The following is a 19,430-nucleotide window of genomic DNA, read 5'->3' on the forward strand; positions in this document are numbered from 1 at the left end:
ACGCGCAGCGCCGGCCGGCACACCGGCTTTCAGGCCCTGGGCAGCGTCACGCCCACCTGGCCCTGGTATTTGCCGCCCCGGTCCTTGTAGGAGACTTCGCAGACGTCGTCCTTGTCGCTCTCGAAGAACAGCACCTGCGCACAGCCCTCGCCCGCGTAGATGCGCGCGGGCAGCGGCGTGGTGTTGGAGAACTCCAGCGTCACATAGCCTTCCCACTCGGGCTCGAACGGCGTGACGTTGACGATGATGCCGCAGCGCGCGTAGGTGCTTTTGCCCAGGCAGATGGTGAGCACGTTGCGCGGGATGCGAAAGTATTCGACCGTGCGCGCCAGGGCAAAGCTGTTGGGCGGAATGATGCAGCTGTCGCCATGAAAATCGACGAAGCTTTTCTCGTCGAAATGCTTGGGGTCCACCACTGTGCTGTGGATGTTGGTGAAGACCTTGAATTCGGGGGCGCAGCGGATGTCGTAGCCATAGCTGCTGGTGCCATAGCTGATGATCTTGCGGCCCTCGACCTCACGCACCTGGCCGGGCTCGAAGGGCTCGATCATGCCGTGTTCGGCCGCCATGCGGCGGATCCATTTGTCGCTTTTGATGCTCATGGTGCGGGACTCCTCGCCATTACTACGTTTTTGATAGCTGTCAGCGCTTGATCATCCAGCGCAAGAACCGTATTTTGCTTGAGAAATGACGGTTTTTTCCACCAGCCGGTCATCGCCCAGCACGATCATGGCGAACAGCAGCTCGTCGAGGCTGCCGGCCTGGGCCGTGCGGCGCGCCAGCAGCGGCGTGGCCTGGGGGTTGAGCACCACGAAGTCGGCCTCGCAGCCGGGCTGCAGGTTGCCCACCACGCCCGCCAGGCCCAGCGCCCGGGCGGCACCGGCCGTGTGCTGCCACCACAGGTGCTGGGGCGACAGGCTCAGGCCGCGCTTGCCCTGCAGCCCTTCCACAGTGGCTCGGCCCACGCAATAGGCGGCCAGCATGGTGTGGAACGGGCTGAAGCTGGTGCCGCCGCCCACGTCGCTGGCCAGCCCGTAGCGCATACCCACGCGGTCGGCCTCGGCGTAGTCGAAAAAACCGCTGCCCAGAAAGAGGTTGCTGGTGGGGCTGACGGCCGCCACCGCGCCAGTGTCGCGCAGCAGGGCACGGTCGAGCTCGTCCAGGTGGATGCAGTGGGCATACACGGCGCGCTCGCGCAGCAGGCCGAAGTCGCCATACACCGAAAGATAGCTGCGCGACGCCGGGAAGAGCTCGCGTGCCCAGCGGATCTCGTCGAGGTTCTCGGCCACATGCGACTGGATCCACACATCGGGAAAGCGGGCGGCCAGTTCGCCGGCACCGCGCAATTGCGCGGGCGTGCTGGTGGGGGCAAAGCGCGGCGTGATGGCATAGCCCAGGCGGTCCACGCCGTGCCAGCGCCGGATGAGGGCCTCGGTGTCGATCAGGCTCTGCGCGGTGTCGTCGCGCACGCCATCGGGCGAATGGCGGTCCTGCAGCACCTTGCCGGTGATCAGGCGCATCTGGTGGCGCTGCGCCTCGCGGAACAAGGCCTCCACCGAGGCGGGGTGCGATGTGGCAAACGCCAGCGCGGTGGTCACACCGTTGCGCAGCAGCTCTGCCACGAAAAACTGGGCCACTTGCGCACTGTATTCGGGCGCTGCAAAGCGTTTTTCATGCGGGAAGGTGTAATTCTCCAGCCAGGGCAGCAGCCCATCGGCCGGCGAACCGATCACATCGGTCTGCGGAAAGTGGATGTGCATGTCCACAAACCCGGGGGCAATGATGCGGCCCGGCAGGTGCTCGACCGGCCCACTGCCAAAGCGGGGCGCCAGGTCCGACCAGGCACCGGCGGCCAGCACGCGCTGGCGGCCCTGGGCGTCGGGGCCGACGGCCAGCAGGCCATCGGCGTCGTACAGGGCCGTGCCGTCGTCGGCGAAGCGCAAGAGGGCGGAGCGAAATACAGGCATGGCCGCTAGCTTAGCGGCAGCCCGCGCCGCCCCGCCCAACGCGGTTCATACGGGTTTGCAATCCATGAGAGGACAGGCGCGAAGCCGCAGACAGTGCTGCAGCACGGCAAGGTGAAGCAACGCCGTAATCTCCTGGATTGCGAAGCCGTATCAGCGCGGCAGCTTGCCTTGCACGCCTTCGGCCAGCCAGTTCATCTGCAGGATCTGCGCATCCGAAAGCGTTGTGCCGGCGGGGATGACCTCATGCCCCTCGTTGTCGCGCACCACGGCCTTGCCCGCTCGGAAGGGGTGCACCCTGCCCGCCCCCACCGCCTTCTGCGCGGCCAGCACCTCCTGCTGCACGGCGGGGGGCACACGGCTGCCAAAGTCGCCCACGCGGATCATGCCCTCGCGCACGCCGCCCCATACATTGCCGCTTTTCCAGCTGCCGTTCTGCACGGCGCGCACGCGCCCGGTGTAGTAGGCGCCCCACTGGTGGGTGACGGCCACGATCTGTGCATCGGGCCCGGTCTTGCGCATGTCCGAGTGGTAGGCCACCGCCATCTTGCCGCGCTCCTGCGCGGCCGCCATCACCGCCGTGGAGCCGGTGTGAAAGGCGATCACGTCCACGTCCTGGTTGAACAGCGCCATGGCGGCATCGCGCTCCCTGGGCGGATCGAACCACACGTTGAGCCACACCACCTTGACGGTGGCCTGCGGGTTGACCGAGCGCAGCCCCAGGGTGAACGCATTGATGCCCTGCAGCACCTCGGGGATGGGAAAGCCCGCCACATAGCCGGCCACGCCCGTCTTGCTCATGCGGCCTGCCGCAATGCCTGCCAGGTAGCGCCCCTCGTAGTAGCGCGCATTGGCGGTGGCCACGTTGGGCGCCTGCTTGTAGCCGGTGATGGACTCGAACTTCACATTCGGAAAGTCCTGCGCCACCTTGAGCGTGGGCTCCATGTAGCCAAAGCTGGGCGTGAAGATGATCTGGTGGCCGGTGGCCGCCAGGTCGCGGATCACGCGCTCGGCGTCGGCCCCTTCGGGCACGTTGTCGACAAAGGTGGTCTGGACCCGGCTGCCCAGCGCGGCCTCGACGGCCTTGCGGCCTTCGTCGTGCTGGCGCGTCCAGCCTGCATCGGTGACCGGCGTGACATAGACGAAACCCGCCTTCACGACCGCGGCGGCAGGCGACTGGGGCGGGGTGGGGGTCTGGGAAAAAACGGGGGCGAAAAAACAGGCGGCCGCGAGCGCGGCAGCGAGGTTTTTGTACATGGTGTTCCTCTACATGGTCCCGGAGACAAAAAGCAAAAGACCGCCGGGACAGCGGTCTTTGCGCCGAATTTTACCGCAGCCCTTGCAGCACCCGTGCGGGCTACCATGGCAGCTTCCATCCACCACGCCAAGGAATTACCGCATGCCCATGTTTGCCGATACGTCCCCTCCCGGCCAATGCATCTTCTGCCGCCTGGTGGCCGGCGAGATTCCATCGGCCCGGGTGCATGAGGATGCGCTGACCATCGCCTTCATGGACCTGGGCCAGGTCAATCCCGGTCATGTGCTGGTGGCCACCAAACGCCACGCGGCCACCTTGCTGGACATCACCGCCGAGGAGGCCGCCGCCGTGATGCAGACGGCCCGGCTGGTTGCCCATGCCGTGCAGGCCGCCTTCCACCCGCCAGGGCTGACACTGCTGCAGGCCAATGGCCGCGAGGGCGACCAGACGGTGTTTCACTTTCACCTGCATGTGGTGCCGCGCCATGCGGACGATGGCATTGCGCTGTCGTGGCCGCGCAAAAATCCATCGACCGAGGTGCTGTTGGACCACGCGGCAAAACTGCGCGAAGCCCTTGCCGCCTGCTGAGGGGGCACCCGCGCCGGAGCTGCACGGCGACCTCGGTTGTGTGGTCAGTCGTGCTCGACGAAGCGCTCAAAGGCTTCCTTCAGGCGGTGCTCCCACACGCGCTTGTCAGCCTGGCTGGCAAAGCTGGCTTCGAAGCTGTTGAACGCCAGCTGGTAGGCGTGGCGCGCGGTCATGGCCGTTGCGGCAAATACCTGGGTGAAGTTCTCGTTGATGTAGCCGCCAAAGTAGGCCGGGTCGTCGGAGTTGACGGTGGCGCACAGGCCGGCGTCCAGCAACTGGCGCAGGTTGTGGTCTTTCAGATCGGGAAACACGCACAGTTTCTGGTTCGACAGCGGACACACCGTGAGCGGTATGCGGTCTTGCGCCAGGCGCTGCATCAGGGCCGCATCGTGCACGGCCTGCACGCCATGGTCGATGCGCTCTACCTTGAGCACGTCGAGGGCACTCCAGATATAGGCCGGCGGGCCCTCTTCACCCGCATGGGCCACCAGGTGCAGGCCCAGTTCGCGGCAGCGGGCAAAGACGCGGGCGAACTTCTCGGGCGGATGCCCCACTTCGCTGCTGTCCAGCCCCACGCCGACGATCTTGCCGAGCAGGGGCTGCGCCTGCTCCAGCGTTTCAAAGGCCGACGCTTCGCTCAGGTGGCGCAGGAAGCACAGGATCAGCGTGGCGCTGATGCCCAGCTCGGCGCGCGCATCCTCGCAGGCGCGGTGCAGGCCGTTGATGACGGTCTCCATGGCCACGCCGCGTGCCGTGTGGGTCTGCGGGTCGAAGAAGATTTCTGCATGCGCTACGTTATCCATAGCAGCTCGCGCAAGATAGGCGCGAGCCATATCGTAGAAATCCTGCTCGTGCAACAACACGCTGGCCCCCGCGTAGTAGATGTCGAGAAAGCTCTGCAGGTTGGTGAAGGCATAGGCCTGCCGCAACGCCTCGACGCTGGCATAGGGCAGCGGCACACCGTTGCGCTGCGCCAGGGCAAAGATCAGCTCGGGTTCGAGCGAGCCCTCGATGTGGATATGCAGTTCGGCCTTGGGCATCGCGCGCAGCAGTTTTTGCAGGCGCTGTGGAGCAAGGGGGGGCACTTTAAACATCAGCAGACTCCAGAATTGGCGTCCGGGGTGGCGCAACGGTGCACCGAATCAGTTGAACCGACCACCCAGACTGAACCGGCCCGCGCCCAGAAGGGCGACGGCCACCGCCGTGAACAAGAAGAAGCCCTGCAGTTCAAGGGCCCAGCCGCCGGACTTGCCCAACTGCCCCAGCTGCCCCATGTGCGCCAGCGCGATGGCCACGACCATATTGATGGCCACCACCAGTGCCGCCGGACGCGTCCACAGGCCGGCGATGAGCAGCAGAGGTGCCAGCACTTCGCCAACATAGACCAGGTAGCCCAGCACGCCCGGCAGGCCATGGCTGGCCACCATGCCGGCGATGTGATCGGCGCCCGACGAGAGTTTGGCGATGCCGTGCAGCAGCATCAGTATCCCCAAGGTCAGGCGGAGAACCAGTTTTCCGAGGTCATTGGACATTTTTTAGTGGCTCAAGGGTCAAGGTCATCACAAAGCGGTCGGGGTTTACTTCCTGTCGCCACCGGGGATCTTGCCTTCCACGCCCTTGACGTAGAAGTTGATGCCACCCAGAAACTTGTCGTCGGCCACCACGTCTTTTTCCAGCACGGGCTTGCCGTCCTGGCCGACGATGGGGCCCTTCCAGATCTGGAAGCTGCCGTCCTTCAGGCCCGCCTTCACGGCTTCGACCTTGGCCTTGGTGTCGCCAGGCACGTCTTCGGCAATGGAAACGATGTCGATCGCGCCTTCCTTCACGCCCCACCAGGCCTGGCCCGTGGCCCAGGTGCCATCCAGCGCATCCTTGGTGGCCTTGATGTAGTAAGGACCCCAGTTGATGACGGCCGACGCCAGGTGGGCCTTGGGGCCGTAGGCGGTCATGTCGCTGTCCCAGCCGAAGGCGCGCTTGCCCTTTTCCTGGGCGGTCTTGAGCACGGCGGGCGAGTCGGTGTTCTGGAAGAGCACGTCGGCGCCGCCGTTGATCAGGCTGGTGGCGGCTTCGGTTTCCTTCGGCGGGCTGAACCACTCGTTCACCCAGACCACCTTGGTCTTGATCTTCGGATTGACCGACTGCGCGCCCAGCGTGAAGCTGTTGATGTTGCGGATCACTTCAGGAATCGGCACCGAGCCCACCACGCCCAGCGTGTTGGTCTTGGTCATGGCGCCAGCGATCACGCCAGCCATGTAGGCGCCTTCGTAGGTGCGGCTGTCGTAGGTGCGCATGTTCTCGGCGGTCTTGTAGCCGGTGGCGTGCTCGAACTTCAGGCCCGGGTTGTCGGCCGCCACCTTGAGCATGGACTCCATGTAGCCGAAGGTGGTGCCGAAGATCAGCTTGTTGCCCTGGCCTGCCAGATCGCGCAGCACGCGCTCGGCGTCGGCCGACTCGGGCACGCTTTCCACAAAGCTGGTCACGACCTTGTCGCCGAATTCCTTTTCCAGGGCCTTGCGGCCGTTGTCATGCGCATAAGACCAGCCGCCATCACCCACGGGGCCGACGTAGGCAAACGCGATCTTCAGAGGCTCGGGCTTGGATGCGGGCGCTTCGGCCGCAGGGGACGGTGCGGGCGCAGGCGCCGGGGCCGACTCTTCCTTCTTACCGCAGCCCGCAAGCGCGGCGGCAGCCACGGCAGAGAGCGCGGCCACCTTGAGCAAAGAGCGTTTCTGCAGATCAGTCATGTGGTTTCCTTATGAAAAAGAGGGTGGCAACAATGTAAGCAAAATTTCAGGAGCCAGGATAAAACGGTTTACCCAGCGATGCCGGCATGTTCACCCGGATCCATGCCGGATTGCGTGAAATCAGCGCCAGCACCACGATGGTGGCCACATACGGCAGCATGCTCAGCAACTGGCTGGCCACCTGCACGCCCGTGGCCTGCAGATGGAACTGGAGCATGGTCACGCCACCAAACAGGTAAGCACCGAGCAAGACACGCGCCGGGCGCCAGGTGGCAAAGGTGGTAAGGGCCAGCGCGATCCAGCCGCGCCCGGCCACCATGCCCTCCACCCACAGCGGCGTGTACACGGTGGAAATGTAGGCCCCCGCCAGGCCGCACAGCGCGCCGCCGGCCATCACCGCCGCCAGCCGGATGCGGCGCACGGGGTAGCCCAGCGCATGGGCCGACCCGGGTGACTCGCCCACCGAACGCAGCACCAGCCCTGCGCGCGAGCGGTACAGGAACCAGACCAGGGCCGCCGCCAGCAGCATGGTGAGGTACACCAGCGGGTGCTGCCGGAACAGCGCGGGCCCGAGCAGCGGCACATCGCCGAGCACGGGAATGGCGTACTGGGGCAGCTCGGGCAGCTTGGCCTGCACGTAGCTGATGCCCGCAAAGGCCGAGAACCCCACGCCAAACAGGCTGAGCGCCAGCCCCGTGGCGTACTGGTTGGTGTTGAGCCAGATCACCAGCACGCCAAAGATGGCGGCCAGCAAGGCCCCCGCCGCCATGCCGGCGGCAAAGCCCAGCCAGGTGTTGCCGGTGTGCACCACCGTGGCAAACCCCGCGATGGCGGCACACAGCATCAGGCCTTCGGCGCCCAGGTTGACGATGCCGGCCTTCTCGTTGATGAGCAGGCCCAGGGCTGCAATGGCCAGCACGGTGCCCGCGCTGAGCGTGGCACCAATCAGCAGTGCATAGGCTTCCATCACTGGCCTCCCGTGGAAATATTGCGGTTGCCGGCCCAGCGCACACGGAAGGCAATCAGCGTGTCGCAGGCCAGCAGCGTGAACAGCAGCAGGCCCTGGAATACGCCCGTGAGCGACTTGGGCAGGCCCATGCGCGACTGCGCCAGCTCGCCGCCGATGTAGAACATGCTCATCAGGATGGCCGAAAACACCATGCCCACCGGATGCAGCCGCCCCACGAAGGCCACGATGATGGCGGCAAACCCATAGCCGGCCGGCACGTAGGGGGTGAGCTGGCCAATCGGCCCCGCCACTTCCAGCGCACCCGCCAGGCCGGCGGCTCCGCCCGACACCAGCAGCGCCGTCCACAGCGCGCGGCGCGACGAAAACCCGGCATAGCGCGCCGCCGCCGGCGCCAGCCCGCCCACCTGCTGGGCAAAGCCCGCCCGCGTGCGAAACAGGAACACCCACAACGCACCCGCACCCGCCAGCGCCAGCAGCAACCCGATGTTCACGCGCGAGCCCTGCATCAGCCGCGGGATCTGCGTGACCTTCTCGAAGGTCTTGGTCTGCGGAAAGTTGTAGCCCATGGGGTCTTTCCAGGGCCCATAGACCAGGTAGCCCAGCACCAGCGTGGCCACATACACCAGCATCAGGCTGACCAAAATTTCGTTGGCATTGAACCTGTCGCGCAGCAGCGCCGTGAGTCCCGCCCAGGCCATGCCGCCCAGCACGCCGGCCAGCAGGATGGCGGGCACGATCCAGGGGCCTGTGGCCTTGTCGGCCAGCAGCGCCACGCCACCGGCCACTACCGCGCCGATGACGAACTGCCCCTCGGCGCCGATGTTCCAGACGTTGGAGCGAAAGCACACGGCCAGCCCCAGTGCAATCAGCAGCAGGGGCGTGGCCTTGACCATGAGCTCGCCCAGTGCGTATTGCGAACGGATGGGCTCCCAGAAAAACACCTGCAGGCCGCGCACCGGGTCCTTGCCCAGCGCGGCGAACAGCGCAATGCCGATCAGCACCGTGACGGCCAGGGCCAGCAGCGGCGAGCCGTAGCTCCACCAGCGCGATGCCTGCGGGCGGGGTTCAAGACGGAACATGCTGCGCCTCCTGGGTGCGCTGCGCGAGCTGTTCGCGGTTGCTGGCCAGATGCGCCTGCACGTCGGCATGCCACAGGCCGCTCATCCATTCGCCGATGCGCTCCACGGTGGCTTCGGAGCGGGGCACCGAGGGTGACAGGTGCCCCTTGGCCACCACATGCAGGCGGTCACAGATTTCAAACAATTCGTCCAGCTCCTCGCTCACGACCAGCACGGCACAGCCGGCATCGCGCAGCGCCAGTATTTCACCGCGGATCTGCGCGGCCGCGCCCACGTCCACGCCCCAGGTGGGTTGCGAGACGATCAGCAATGCGGGGTTGGCATCGATTTCGCGCCCCACGATGAACTTTTGCAGGTTGCCCCCCGACAGCGATTGGGCCGCCGAGTGGGGACCACCCGCCTTCACGTTGAAGCGCTCGATGAGGGCCTGGGCATGTTTTTGCAGCGCCCCCATCCGGATCCAGCCGCTGCCCGAGACCGCGTTGGTGCGCGTGAGCAGCAGGTTGTGCGCCAGGCTCATGGTGGGCACGGCACCGCGGCCCAGGCGTTCCTCGGGCACGAAGTGCAGGCCCAGCGCCCGGCGCTGGCGGGGGCCCATGCGGCCCGCGTTCTGCCCCGCCACCTGGATGCTGGCCGGCTCGGCGCGCTGGTCTTCGCCCGACAGGGCATAGAGCAGCTCCTTTTGCCCATTGCCCGAGACACCGGCGATGCCCACCACCTCGCCCGCCTTCACCTCGAAGGACAGGTCCACCAGGTCCACGCCGAACTGGTCGGCGCGCGGCAGCGACAGGCCCTGAACGCTGAGCACGGTGGCGCCGGCCTGCACATCTCGGTGCTCCAGGGCCGGCGGCTCGGCGCCGATCATCAGGCGCGAGAGCGAGGCATTCGATTCCTCGGCCGGATTGCAGACGCCGGTGACCTTGCCGCCACGCAGCACAGTGCAGGCCGTGCACAGCGCACGGATCTCATGCAGCTTGTGGCTGATGTAGAGAATGCTGCAGCCCTCGGAGGCGAGCTTGCGCAGCACCACGAACAGCTTCTCGACCGCCTGGGGCGTGAGCACCGAGGTGGGCTCGTCCAGGATCAGCACCTTGGGGTTGGTGAGCAGCGCACGGATGATCTCCACGCGCTGCATCTCGCCCACGCTCAGCGTGTGCACCGGGCGCAGGGGGTCGATACCCAGGCCGTATTCGGTGGCCTTGGCCGCAATGCGGGCGGTCACTTCGGCCAGGGCGTAGCGCTTGTCCAGGCCCAACCACACGTTCTCGGCCACCGTGAGGGTATCGAACAGGCTGAAATGCTGGAACACCATGGCAATGCCCAGCGCGCGGGCCTCTTGCGGGTTGCGCACCTGCACGGCCTGGCCGTTGAAATGCAGGCTGCCTTCATCGGGCTTGACCGCACCGTAGATGATCTTCATCAGCGTGGACTTGCCCGCGCCGTTTTCGCCCAGCACGGCATGGATCTCGCCGGGCTGCACCGTCAGCGAGACACCGCTGTTGGCCACCACGGCCGGGTAGCGCTTGGTAATGCCCACCAGCTGCAGCCGGGGCGGCACCGCACCGGAACCGCCCGGTTTGCCCGGCTGGAGGGGAATGGGGGTGGAACTCATGCGGGCGATTGTCGCTCAGTTTTCACGAACGGAAATTGGGTTAAAAACAAGGTTTGCTCTTATTCCACATAAGTTAGCAGCTATATTTTTAGAAGCAGATACCCGCTTGCATCGGGTGTGGAAATTGCGATGCGTGCCTGGGCGGCATAAGCTTGAGCCGGCGCCAGCGCCGGGTGCGTGCTGGCGCTCTGCCGGTCATCAACCTCTTTACGGTCGTCTTTCGAATCGAAGTGGCATTTTCCCCATGACAACCCGACCCTTGCAATTCTTGCGCCGTGGCCAGCCCGTGGCGCTGGGCAATGTACCACCCGACCGCACGCTGCTGCAGGTGCTGCGCGAGGATCTGGGTTGCACCGGCACCAAGGAGGGCTGCGGCGAAGGCGACTGCGGCGCCTGCACCGTGGTGCTGGGCGAGGCCCGCGATGGCCGGGTGCACTACAGCGCCGTGAACAGTTGCATCCGCCTGGCGCATTCCGTCAACGGCATGGCACTGTGGACGGTGGAAGACCTGGCGGAAGACCCGCTGATCCAGCCGGTAGCCTCGGCCCACAAACCGTCGCGAGCGGACGGCGGGCTAGGCGCACGGAGCGCAGGAACCGGAATGGACATGCAGGTCCATGAGGATTCCGAGCACCGCGCAACGACGCACCCCGTTCGCGCAGTAGGTTTGCATCCTGCACAAGAGGCCATGGTGCAGTGCCACGGCTCCCAGTGCGGCTTCTGCACGCCCGGCTTCGTCATGAGCCTGTTCGGCATGTACCAGAACCATGTCTGCCACGGTGCGCCCATCACCCGCGAACTGGCGCAGGAAGAACTCTCGGGCAACCTGTGCCGCTGCACCGGCTACCGCCCCATCCTGGACGCCGCGCAGCAGATGGCCGCCCTGCCCGCCATGGCCGTGAACGAAGCTCTGCTGCTGCAAGAATTGGAGCTAATGGCGCATACCCATCCATCGCCAGAGGCAGATTCTTCGTATATTTCCCCCACCACGCTGCCCGCCCTGCTGGCCGCGCGCGCGGCCCACCCCGGCGCCCAGGTGGTGGCCGGCTGCACCGATGTCGGGCTGTGGGTGACCAAGCTGCACCAGCAGTACGCACAGGTTCTGGACGTGACGCGCGTGGCCGAGCTGCGCGCGGTGCAGCTGGACGCGCACCACATCCGCATCGGCGCAGCCGTCACGCTGACCGACGCCTTTGCCGCCCTTACCGCGCAGTGGCCGCAGCTGCACCGCTTCGCCAGCCGCTTTGCCGGACTGCCCGTGCGCAACGCAGGCACGCTGGGCGGCAACGTGGCCAACGGCTCGCCCATCGGTGACTCGATGCCGCTCCTGGTAGCCCTGCGCGCCCAGGTGGTGCTGGCCAGCATGCGCGGTGAACGCACACTCGCGCTGGAAGAGCTTTACACCGGCTACCGCCAGAACGTGATGGCGGCCGACGAGCTGCTGGTGCGCATCGTGGTGCCCCGCCCCTCGGCGCAAGAACAACTGCGGGCGTACAAGATCTCCAAGCGCTTTGACGACGACATCTCCGCCGTCTGCCTGGTGCTGAACCTCGACATCGTGAACGGCACGGTACAACGCGCCAGCATCGGCGCGGGCGGCGTGGCCGCCACACCGGCGCGCGCGCTGCAGACCGAAGCCGCCCTGGCGGGCCAGCCCTGGACCGAGGCCACCGTGCAGCGCGCTGCCGCCGTGCTGCAGGCCGAGTTCAGCCCCATCTCCGACATGCGCGCCAGCGGCGCCTACCGCCGCCAGGTGCTGGGCAGCCTGCTGCAGCGTTACTGGCTGGAGAGCCAGGGCCCGAAGACGGTGAGCCTGGAGTCCTTCACGCTGGAGGCTGCGCCATGAAGACCCCCGAGATCCCTCGACAGGCGCTGCCTTCACCAGACCGCGCCGCCATGGGGCAGCCACACATCCACGAAAGCGCCCGCGCCCAGGTGGCCGGGGCCGCCCACTACATCGACGACCTGCCCGAGGTGAAAGGCACGCTGTACGCCGCGCCCATTCTCTCGACCGTGGCGCACGGCCGCCTGAACGGCGTGGATGCCAGCGCAGCGCTGTCCTTGCCCGGTGTGCACGGCGTGGTGCTGGCGGCCGATGTGCCGGGCGACAAGATCCTGGCCGCGTTCGCACATGACGAGCCCGTGTTTGCCATCGAGACCGTGCAGTTTGTCGGCCAGGTCATCGGCCTGGTGGTGGCCGATTCGGTGATGCAGGCGCGCCGCGCGGTGCGCGCCGTGAAGCCCGACATCACGCCCCTGCCCGCCGTGCTCACGGTGCAGGAGGCACTGAAGGCCGAGAGCCATGTGCTGCCGCCCGTTTTCGTGCGCCGGGGCGACGCGGCCACGGGCCTGGCGCAATCACGGCACCGGCTGAGCGGCGCGTTGGAAGTGGGCGGCCAGGAGCATTTCTACCTGGAGGGCCAGATTGCCTACGCGCTGCCGCTGGAGCAAAAGCAGTGGTGGATCTACTCCAGCACCCAGCACCCCGGCGAAGTGCAGCACTGGGTGGCGCACGCCTTGGGGCTAGACAACCACGCCGTGCGCGTGGAATGCCGCCGCATGGGCGGCGGCTTTGGCGGCAAGGAGACGCAGGCCGGGCACCTGGCCGTGTGGGCCGCCGTGGCCGCGAACAAGCTGGGCCGCCCCGTCAAGCTGCGCCTGGACCGGGACGAGGACTTCATGCTCACCGGCAAGCGCCACCCGTTTGCGTATGCATATGACGTGGGCTTTGACGACACGGGCCGCATCACGGGCCTGCAACTGCAGATGGCGGCCAACTGCGGCTTCAGCGCCGACCTGTCGGGTCCCGTGGCCGACCGGGCGGTGTTCCACGCCGACAACGCCTATTTTCTCGAAAACGTGGAAATTGCCTCGTACCGCTGCAGGACGAACACGCAAAGCCACACGGCGTTTCGCGGCTTTGGCGGCCCGCAGGGCGTGATCGTGATCGAGGCCATCCTGGGCGACATCGCGCGCGCCCTAGGGCGGGACGCGCAGGATGTGCGCCTGGCCAACCTCTACGGCACCACGGAACGCAACGTCACCCACTACCAGATGGCGGTGGAGGACAACATCCTGCACGAGCTGCTGCCCACGCTGGAGCAGACCTCGGGCTACCGCCAGCGCCAGGCCGAGATCGCCGCCTGGAACGCAAAGAGCCCCGTGCTCAAGCGCGGCATCGCCATCACGCCAGTCAAGTTCGGCATCAGCTTCACGGCCACGCTGTTCAACCAGGCGGGTGCACTGGTGCACGTGTACACCGACGGCAGCGTGCAGGTGAACCACGGCGGCACCGAGATGGGCCAGGGCCTGCACACCAAGGTGGCGCAGATCGTGGCCGACGAGCTGGGCGTTCCGCTGGCGCGCGTGCTGGTGACGGCCAGCGACACCGGCAAGGTGCCCAACGCCAGCGCCACCGCGGCCAGCAGCGGCACCGACCTGAACGGCCGCGCGGCGCAATACGCGGCGCGCCATGTGCGCGACAACCTGGCCGCATTCGTCTGCGGGCTCGATGGCTGCGGCGCGGGCGCCATCCGGTTTGCGGGCGGGCAGGTCATCTCGCCCAAGGCCGTGCGCAGCTTCGAAACGGTGGTCAAGGAGGCCTATGCCAACCGCATCCAGCTGTGGAGCGACGGCTTTTACCGCACGCCCAAGATCCACTACGACAAGGCCACGCTCACGGGCCGGCCGTTCTACTATTTCAGCTACGGCGCGGCCTGCACCGAAGTGGTGATTGACACCCTCACCGGCGAGAACCGCGTGCTGGCCGTGGACATCCTGCACGACGTGGGCCACAGCATCAACCCGGCCATCGACCTGGGCCAGATCGAGGGCGGTTTTGTGCAAGGCATGGGCTGGCTCACCACCGAGCAGCTGGTGTGGAACGACAAGGGCACCCTGGCCACCCACGCGCCCAGCACCTACAAGATCCCGGCCACGGGCGACATCCCGGCGCACTTCAAGGTTCAGCTTTGGCCCGAGGCCAACCGCGAGGACAACGTGGGCGGCAGCAAGGCCGTGGGCGAGCCGCCGTTGATGCTGGCAATCAGCGTGTACGAGGCGCTGCGCAATGCGGTGGCGGCGGGGCGCGAAGGGGATGCTGCAGCACCGGTGGTGTTGACGGCGCCGGCGACGGCGGAGAATGTGCTCAAGGCGTTGGGGCGGTTGGGAGAGTGATGTTTTTGGATGCTGGCGATAGTGGGATATGCGCTGGTAGCTATTGATTTTGTAGTGTTGGGTTGTGGGCGCTGATTGGGCCGCATGCCTTTGCTGAGGGCGGAGGCCGGGAGTCGCCCGGCATGCGAGTCCCTTTCTTTCGCGTCGCCGAAAGAAAGGAACCAAAGAAAGGGCGACCCCGCTGTCTGCGTCCCCGCCGCTGCGCGCCGGGGCAACCTGCGGTGCTCGGGTTTGGCGGGGTCTCGCTCGAACTCGCTGCGCTCAGACAATCGCGAGCCCTGATCCGCCAAACCCTGCGCTCCTCGGCGCATCCAGAGGGGCAAAGGGAGCCAAACAGCCACACGGGCCATCGCTGCGCTCGGCCCCACCTCGCGGGCGCAAGCGCCACGCGCTGCGCAACCTGGGCCTAGCGCAGCGATGGCCCGAATGGATGTCCGGCTGTTTGGCTGTTCGGCTGTCCCACCCCTGCTGGCTGCGCCTGCGGCGGGGCGGTTGTGGGGTGGCACGCGCGTCGCAGCGCGCGTGCTTCGTGAACTGACTCGCCGCAGTTGTTTGAACGGAGCGCGCCAGCGCGCAGTGAGTTCTGCGGCGCACCCCGCAACCGACATGCCGCAGGTTTGCCCCTTCGCATCGCGAAGGGGTCGCAGACTGGGGGTCGCCTTTTCTTTGGTGACTTTCTTTTGGCGAAGCAAAAGAAAGTTACTCGCACGCCGGGCGACTCCCGGCCTCCGCCCTCAGCAAAGGCATGCGGCTCAGTCAGCGCACGAAAACAAATACTACAAAATCAATAGCAACCACCGCATATCCCACTATCGCATCCAGCCCCAAACCCCTCAAACAGGCCCCAAAGCCATCCGCCCCGACGAAGTCACCGACGCATCCCTCGCATGCCGCGTTTCCACCCGATTGCGCCCCGCCCGCTTGGCGTCATAACAAGCCATGTCTGCCGCATTCAGCAACGAAGGCACGTCCTGCAAGCTGGCATCCAGCGCCACCAGGCCAATGCTTACCCCCAGCGTGAAACTGCGGCCCTGGTATGAAGGTTCCCAGGTCTGCACCGCGGCGCGCAACTGCTCGGCCAGCGCCCGCCCCCGCGCCAGGGAGCAACCGGGCAGCACCACGGCAAACTCGTCGCCGCCCAGCCGCGCTGCCCAGCCGATCTGGCGCACCTGCGACTCCAGCAGGCGTGCCACATGGCGCAGCACGTCATCGCCCGCATCGTGGCCGGCCACATCGTTCACCACGGTGAAATGGTCCAAGTCGAGAAACAGCATCACGCCATCGCCCTCAGTTTCCGCGGCATCCATGGCCGCCAAGGCCGATGTATGTGCCCGCGACGACCGTTCGGCCAGCAGCACGGCCATGCGCTGGACAAACGCTTCGCGGTTGCACAGTTGCGTCAGCGGATCGTGGGTAGCGCCCCAGTCCTGCTGCTGCTGCGCCTCGCGCGCGGCCGTCATGTCCTCCAGAATCCAGACGGTGCCACCCTCGATATCGTGTGCCTGTATCCCCCGACCCTGCACCCGTGCCCAGACGGGGCTGCCATCCTTGTGCATGAAACACACGTCCCCGTCAAACGCCCCATGGGCCACGAATTCGGCCTGCACCCTTGCGCCTAGCCGGGCGTAATCTTCATCCGATGCATAAAGAATGCGCGCCGGGCGGCCCTGCAGCTCCCTGGCGCCATAGCCGAGCATCTGGCAGGCCTGCCGCCCCACCACTTCCAGAAGGCCCTGGCGGGTGATCACGATACCCACCGAGGCGTTGTCCAGGATGGCCTGGAACTGCCCCTCCAGCTGGGCGCGCTGTGCTGCACCTGCCCTTCAAACACCTGCACCAGCACCCCCACCTCGCCCGTGGCCCGGGGCCACACGATGGAGTCGGTGCGCCCCCCCTGTGCCAGCTGCAGTGCACTCTGGCACAACCGGGCCAGCGGCTGCGCCATCCACAGCGTGAACACCGCCAGCAGGGCCATGCTGGCGCCCATCACCGCGGCGGCCAGCCACCAGACCTTGCGCTGCGCACCTTCCAGCGGTGCCAGCATGGCGCTGGAATCCGTCACGCGCGCCACCAGCCACTGCGGCAGAGGCATTCCGGCCATGCTCACAATGTGCGCCGGCTGCACCACGGTGGTGCCCCGCCCTGCCACAGGCTGCGCCTGCTGCAGCCATTGGGCATAGACCGGCCCCAGCCCCGGCTCATCGCGCACGCTCCCCAGAATGCGCTGCGCATCGGGGTGCGCGAGGATGGTGCCATCGCGGGTAAAGACAATCAGGCGCGAATCGTCCCGCGCCGGCGAGGTCATGGAAGGAGGCAGCAACCCTTGCGAATGCAGTTTCAGCGCCCCCGCCACCACCCCCAGAACCGGCCCCTCCTCGCGGCGCAGCGGCATGGTGAACACGACGCGTGCGCCGGTGGTGCGCGCCCCCACCAGTTCGGACACCAGGGGTTTGCCATCGCTGAGCGTGCGCCGCAGGGCATCGCGTTCGGCGGGGTCGAGGTTGGCCGCATCCTCCAGCCGCCCCGAATGCAGGTTGACACGCAACTCACCGTCCTGGCGGGCCACCTGCATGGAATCGAAGAATTGCACGGCTGGCAGGCCCTGCTGCAACAGCCAATGCAGCGATGACGGCGAACTGAGCATCTGCGGCGTGATGCCCTCGGCCACGGTGCGCAGCACTTTCTGGCTTTGCTCGATCTTGCTGGCCAGCAGCCGCGCCATCACCTCGACTTCTTCCGTCTGCTGGTCCACCAGGCGGCGGACGGCTTCGCGCTCCGAAGCACGCGAGGCCAGCCATGCCGACAGCCCCCCCGACACGGCCACGGCCAGCAGGGCTGCCAGCATCAGGCGCAGCACCAGCGGCCCGGGCAGCAACCAGCCGGGCGCATCCATTTGTGCCTGGGCGCGCTCCAAGGGCGTCATGGGCACCCCGCAGGCGATAGGCCCAGGACAGAAAGATCGTGATGGGGCAACATACAAGCAGGCTTTGCCAGAGAGTTCTCTGGCCAATATACGCAGCCCGCCGCCCCCCGCGCTTGGGTGGAACCCTCGCTTCAACCCAAGGAAAAACCCTGAGCCCGAGGGCCGGCCAGCCCGTCAGCAACCTGCCACGGACTGCAGCGCGTGCGGCTGCGGCAGATTGAGCACGTTGCCGGTGCCGGCGATCAGCCCGTGCTCGCGCAGGTGGCGCAGCACCCGCGAGAACGTTTCGGGCGCAATGCCCAGCTGCGCGGCAATCAGGCGCTTGCGCTGGTGCAGCGTGACGCTCATGGCGCCGCTGTGGTCAGGCTGTGCATGGTTGAGCAGCCACTGGGCGCAGCGTGCCTCGGCGTCCTGGGCCAGTCGGCTCACCGCCAGTTCGGACTGCGCCCGATACCCGGTGGCCAGGTCCCGCAGCAGCCCCTGCGCCACGGCAGGCAGCGATGCGCACCCGCGCCGGAACTCTTCGATGGGCAGGCGGCGCACCTGCACGCGCGTCTCCGCCACCATGTCCACCGGAAAAGGCCGTTCCAGCAAGGCAGAGGCCGCGTCCAGCCAGAAAGGCCCTTCCACCACACCCAGCTGGTGGCGCATGCGCCCATCTTCATAAACGCCGCGCAGCACCCGCCCGTTTTCAAGGTGCAGCACCGAAGTCAGGGTTTCGTTGCGCCGGCGAAGCACTTCGCCGGCAGCAATCACTTCGATCTGGGCGGGGAGTAAGAAGAATGTAGATGGCAACATGTGGGCCACTTTGCCGTGCGTTAGCACTGCGCGTTTTGAGGAAGATCAAAAGGAAGCCGGGGCTTCTGGGAGGCTGTGCCCGCTCTCTGCGTCCGGTCAAAAGCGCGGAAAACAACATCTGGCGCCTCTTTGGGGCATGGAACTTGCGGCAGATTGTTGAGGGCACGATCATGGAGCCCGCTGTGCACTGTCATGACGGTGTCATGCCCTCTACTGCCGGAAACACCGGCACTTTCAATCTCTGCAGGAGTTTCAATGCAAAAAAACCTGATCGCCTTGAGCGCCGCGTTGCTGTGTGCCGCCGGGGCCCATGCCCAAAGTTCTGTCCAGGTCACTGGTCTGGTGGACGTGTTTGCCGGCTCCATGAAAATGGCGGGCGATGCCAAGAGCAAGTCCGTGGTCGACAGCGGCGGCCTGACCACCTCGTGGTTTGGCATCAATGGCACCGAAGACCTGGGCGGCGGCCTGAAGGCCCATTTCAACCTGACCTCGTTCTTCCAGGCGGATACCGGCACGCAAGGCCGTTTCGCGAACGACACGTTCTTCTCGCGCGATGCCAACGTCAGCCTCTCGGGCGGCTTCGGCTCGGTGCTGCTGGGCCGCTGGATGGCGCCCAACTTCCTGCCTTCGGTGGTGGGCAACCCGCTGGGTGATTCGTTCGTCTTCTCGCCGCTGATCCTGCACAAGGATGTGCCGCTGTTCAACGGCACCGGCTGGCGTTCCATGACCCCCGCCGACACGGGCTGGAGCAACCAGATCGTGTATTCCACGCCCGACATCGGCGGCTTCAAGGCCAACCTGCAATACCAGTTTGGCGAACAGGCGGGCAAAGGCGGAAAGAACAACATCGGCGCCAATTTCTTTTACTTTGGCGGCCCGCTGACCCTGACCGGTTTCTATGAAAACGCCGACCTCAACAACCCGGTTAACACGCTGCTGGCCAATAACCAGAAATACTGGATGCTGCTGGGCGCCTACGACTTCGGCATGGTCAAGCCCTACCTGAGCTATGGCGAAAAGAAGATCGACGACACCGCCTCCACCAAGGGCAAGACCTACCAGCTGGGCGCCTCTGCGCCCCTGGGCGGTGGCAAGCTGCTCGCCGAGTGGGTCAAGACCGAGTGGTCCACCCCCGACGTGAGCCGCAAGACCTTCACGCTGGGCTATGACTACAACCTGTCCAAGCGCACCGATGTGTATGCCATGTACATGAACGACAAGATCACCAGCCAGACCAATGGCAACAGCTTCGGCCTGGGCATCCGCCACCGTTTCTGATGATCGCGCCCCCGGGGCGCAGGCAAGGCACGGCAGAGCC

14 protein-coding genes, 1 other RNA gene and 2 pseudogenes are annotated in these 19,430 nt (G+C 66.3%); 5 read left to right on the top strand and 12 right to left on the bottom strand.

Annotation, left to right across the window (positions count from 1 at the left end):
• Nucleotides 1-29: 29 nt before the first annotated feature.
• The 3 genes from dcd to AC1RDS_RS13085 form a co-directional block, all read right to left on the bottom strand.
• Nucleotides 30-602 carry a dCTP deaminase gene (gene dcd, locus AC1RDS_RS13075; RefSeq protein WP_026434615.1) on the bottom strand — a complete coding sequence of 191 codons (573 nt, stop codon included), beginning with the start codon at nt 600-602 and terminating at the stop codon, nt 30-32.
• 51 nt (nt 603-653) lie between these two features.
• Nucleotides 654-1,967, bottom strand: a complete 1,314-nt coding sequence (gene guaD, locus AC1RDS_RS13080; RefSeq protein ID WP_287878116.1) for a guanine deaminase — start codon at nt 1,965-1,967, stop codon at nt 654-656.
• Between the two features lie 150 nt (nt 1,968-2,117).
• Entirely contained in the window at nt 2,118-3,221 is a 1,104-nt protein-coding gene (locus AC1RDS_RS13085; protein ID WP_092696775.1) for a BMP family ABC transporter substrate-binding protein, read from the bottom strand.
• A gap of 142 nt (nt 3,222-3,363) precedes the next feature.
• On the opposite strand from AC1RDS_RS13085, the gene AC1RDS_RS13090 reads away from it, so the two are divergent.
• Entirely contained in the window at nt 3,364-3,810 is a 447-nt protein-coding gene (locus AC1RDS_RS13090; protein ID WP_092696776.1) for an HIT family protein, read from the top strand.
• 44 nt (nt 3,811-3,854) lie between these two features.
• On the opposite strand, the gene AC1RDS_RS13095 is transcribed toward AC1RDS_RS13090, so the two are convergent.
• Genes AC1RDS_RS13095 through AC1RDS_RS13120 form a run of 6 tightly spaced genes read right to left on the bottom strand, consistent with a single transcriptional unit; the run spans nt 3,855 to nt 10,215 of the window.
• Nucleotides 3,855-4,904, bottom strand: coding sequence for an adenosine deaminase (locus AC1RDS_RS13095; protein WP_287878113.1), 1,050 nt, complete (start codon nt 4,902-4,904; stop codon nt 3,855-3,857).
• Nucleotides 4,905-4,952: 48 nt separating this feature from the next.
• Nucleotides 4,953-5,342, bottom strand: coding sequence for a DoxX family protein (locus AC1RDS_RS13100; RefSeq protein ID WP_287878111.1), 390 nt, complete (start codon nt 5,340-5,342; stop codon nt 4,953-4,955).
• Nucleotides 5,343-5,387: 45 nt separating this feature from the next.
• The gene (locus AC1RDS_RS13105; protein WP_092696779.1) at nt 5,388-6,554 is read right to left on the bottom strand and encodes a BMP family ABC transporter substrate-binding protein; all 1,167 of its coding nucleotides are present in this window, start codon (nt 6,552-6,554) and stop codon (nt 5,388-5,390) included.
• A 46-nt stretch (nt 6,555-6,600) separates the two neighbouring features.
• A complete protein-coding gene (locus AC1RDS_RS13110) occupies nt 6,601-7,521 on the bottom strand; it encodes an ABC transporter permease (protein ID WP_092696780.1) in 921 nt (306 codons plus the stop codon).
• Nucleotides 7,521-8,603 carry an ABC transporter permease gene (locus tag AC1RDS_RS13115; RefSeq protein ID WP_092696781.1) on the bottom strand — a complete coding sequence of 361 codons (1,083 nt, stop codon included), beginning with the start codon at nt 8,601-8,603 and terminating at the stop codon, nt 7,521-7,523. Before AC1RDS_RS13115 ends, AC1RDS_RS13110 begins: the two co-directional genes overlap by 1 nt.
• A complete protein-coding gene (locus AC1RDS_RS13120) occupies nt 8,590-10,215 on the bottom strand; it encodes an ABC transporter ATP-binding protein (RefSeq protein WP_092696782.1) in 1,626 nt (541 codons plus the stop codon). The genes AC1RDS_RS13115 and AC1RDS_RS13120 overlap by 14 nt, the downstream gene beginning before the upstream one ends.
• Nucleotides 10,216-10,459: 244 nt before the next feature.
• Between AC1RDS_RS13120 and AC1RDS_RS13125 the strand changes: the two are divergent.
• A pseudogene (locus tag AC1RDS_RS13125) lies at nt 10,460-10,576 on the top strand (hypothetical protein); the annotation flags it as partial.
• A 182-nt stretch (nt 10,577-10,758) separates the two neighbouring features.
• On the opposite strand, the gene AC1RDS_RS13130 reads toward AC1RDS_RS13125, so the two are convergent.
• Nucleotides 10,759-10,834: non-coding RNA, sX9 sRNA (locus AC1RDS_RS13130), on the bottom strand.
• Here AC1RDS_RS13130 and AC1RDS_RS13135 point away from each other — a divergent pair.
• Together AC1RDS_RS13135 and xdhB are read left to right on the top strand one after the other, a co-directional pair.
• On the top strand, nt 10,823-12,061 hold the full coding sequence (locus tag AC1RDS_RS13135; RefSeq protein WP_492227097.1) for a xanthine dehydrogenase small subunit: 1,239 nt from the start codon (nt 10,823-10,825) through the stop codon (nt 12,059-12,061). The genes AC1RDS_RS13130 and AC1RDS_RS13135 overlap by 12 nt on opposite strands.
• Nucleotides 12,058-14,391, top strand: a complete 2,334-nt coding sequence (gene xdhB / locus AC1RDS_RS13140) for a xanthine dehydrogenase molybdopterin binding subunit (protein ID WP_492227085.1) — start codon at nt 12,058-12,060, stop codon at nt 14,389-14,391. The genes AC1RDS_RS13135 and xdhB overlap by 4 nt, the downstream gene beginning before the upstream one ends.
• An 833-nt stretch (nt 14,392-15,224) precedes the next feature.
• Here the strand turns inward: xdhB and AC1RDS_RS13145 are convergent.
• Nucleotides 15,225-17,314, bottom strand: a pseudogene (locus AC1RDS_RS13145) (sensor domain-containing diguanylate cyclase).
• Between the two features lie 174 nt (nt 17,315-17,488).
• The gene (locus tag AC1RDS_RS13150; protein WP_092696987.1) at nt 17,489-18,112 is read right to left on the bottom strand and encodes a Crp/Fnr family transcriptional regulator; all 624 of its coding nucleotides are present in this window, start codon (nt 18,110-18,112) and stop codon (nt 17,489-17,491) included.
• Between the two features lie 255 nt (nt 18,113-18,367).
• Between AC1RDS_RS13150 and AC1RDS_RS13155 the strand changes: the two genes are divergently transcribed.
• Nucleotides 18,368-19,390: a porin gene (locus AC1RDS_RS13155; protein ID WP_287876554.1), complete on the top strand. Its 1,023-nt coding sequence runs from the start codon at nt 18,368-18,370 to the stop codon at nt 19,388-19,390.
• The last annotated feature ends 40 nt before the right edge of the window (nt 19,391-19,430 follow it).

The sequence above is a fragment of the Acidovorax sp. GW823-FHT02H02 genome, from assembly GCF_058797075.1.

Coding starts and splice junctions, on each gene's coding strand:
- dcd (WP_026434615.1), bottom strand. CDS start 602: ATGAGCATCAAAAGCGACAAATGGATCCGCCGCATGGCGGCCGAACAC.
- guaD (WP_287878116.1), bottom strand. CDS start 1,967: ATGCCTGTATTTCGCTCCGCCCTCTTGCGCTTCGCCGACGACGGCACG.
- AC1RDS_RS13085 (WP_092696775.1), bottom strand. CDS start 3,221: ATGTACAAAAACCTCGCTGCCGCGCTCGCGGCCGCCTGTTTTTTCGCC.
- AC1RDS_RS13090 (WP_092696776.1), top strand. CDS start 3,364: ATGCCCATGTTTGCCGATACGTCCCCTCCCGGCCAATGCATCTTCTGC.
- AC1RDS_RS13095 (WP_287878113.1), bottom strand. CDS start 4,904: ATGTTTAAAGTGCCCCCCCTTGCTCCACAGCGCCTGCAAAAACTGCTG.
- AC1RDS_RS13100 (WP_287878111.1), bottom strand. CDS start 5,342: ATGTCCAATGACCTCGGAAAACTGGTTCTCCGCCTGACCTTGGGGATA.
- AC1RDS_RS13105 (WP_092696779.1), bottom strand. CDS start 6,554: ATGACTGATCTGCAGAAACGCTCTTTGCTCAAGGTGGCCGCGCTCTCT.
- AC1RDS_RS13110 (WP_092696780.1), bottom strand. CDS start 7,521: ATGGAAGCCTATGCACTGCTGATTGGTGCCACGCTCAGCGCGGGCACC.
- AC1RDS_RS13115 (WP_092696781.1), bottom strand. CDS start 8,603: ATGTTCCGTCTTGAACCCCGCCCGCAGGCATCGCGCTGGTGGAGCTAC.
- AC1RDS_RS13120 (WP_092696782.1), bottom strand. CDS start 10,215: ATGAGTTCCACCCCCATTCCCCTCCAGCCGGGCAAACCGGGCGGTTCC.
- AC1RDS_RS13135 (WP_492227097.1), top strand. CDS start 10,823: ATGCAGGTCCATGAGGATTCCGAGCACCGCGCAACGACGCACCCCGTT.
- xdhB (WP_492227085.1), top strand. CDS start 12,058: ATGAAGACCCCCGAGATCCCTCGACAGGCGCTGCCTTCACCAGACCGC.
- AC1RDS_RS13150 (WP_092696987.1), bottom strand. CDS start 18,112: ATGTTGCCATCTACATTCTTCTTACTCCCCGCCCAGATCGAAGTGATT.
- AC1RDS_RS13155 (WP_287876554.1), top strand. CDS start 18,368: ATGCAAAAAAACCTGATCGCCTTGAGCGCCGCGTTGCTGTGTGCCGCC.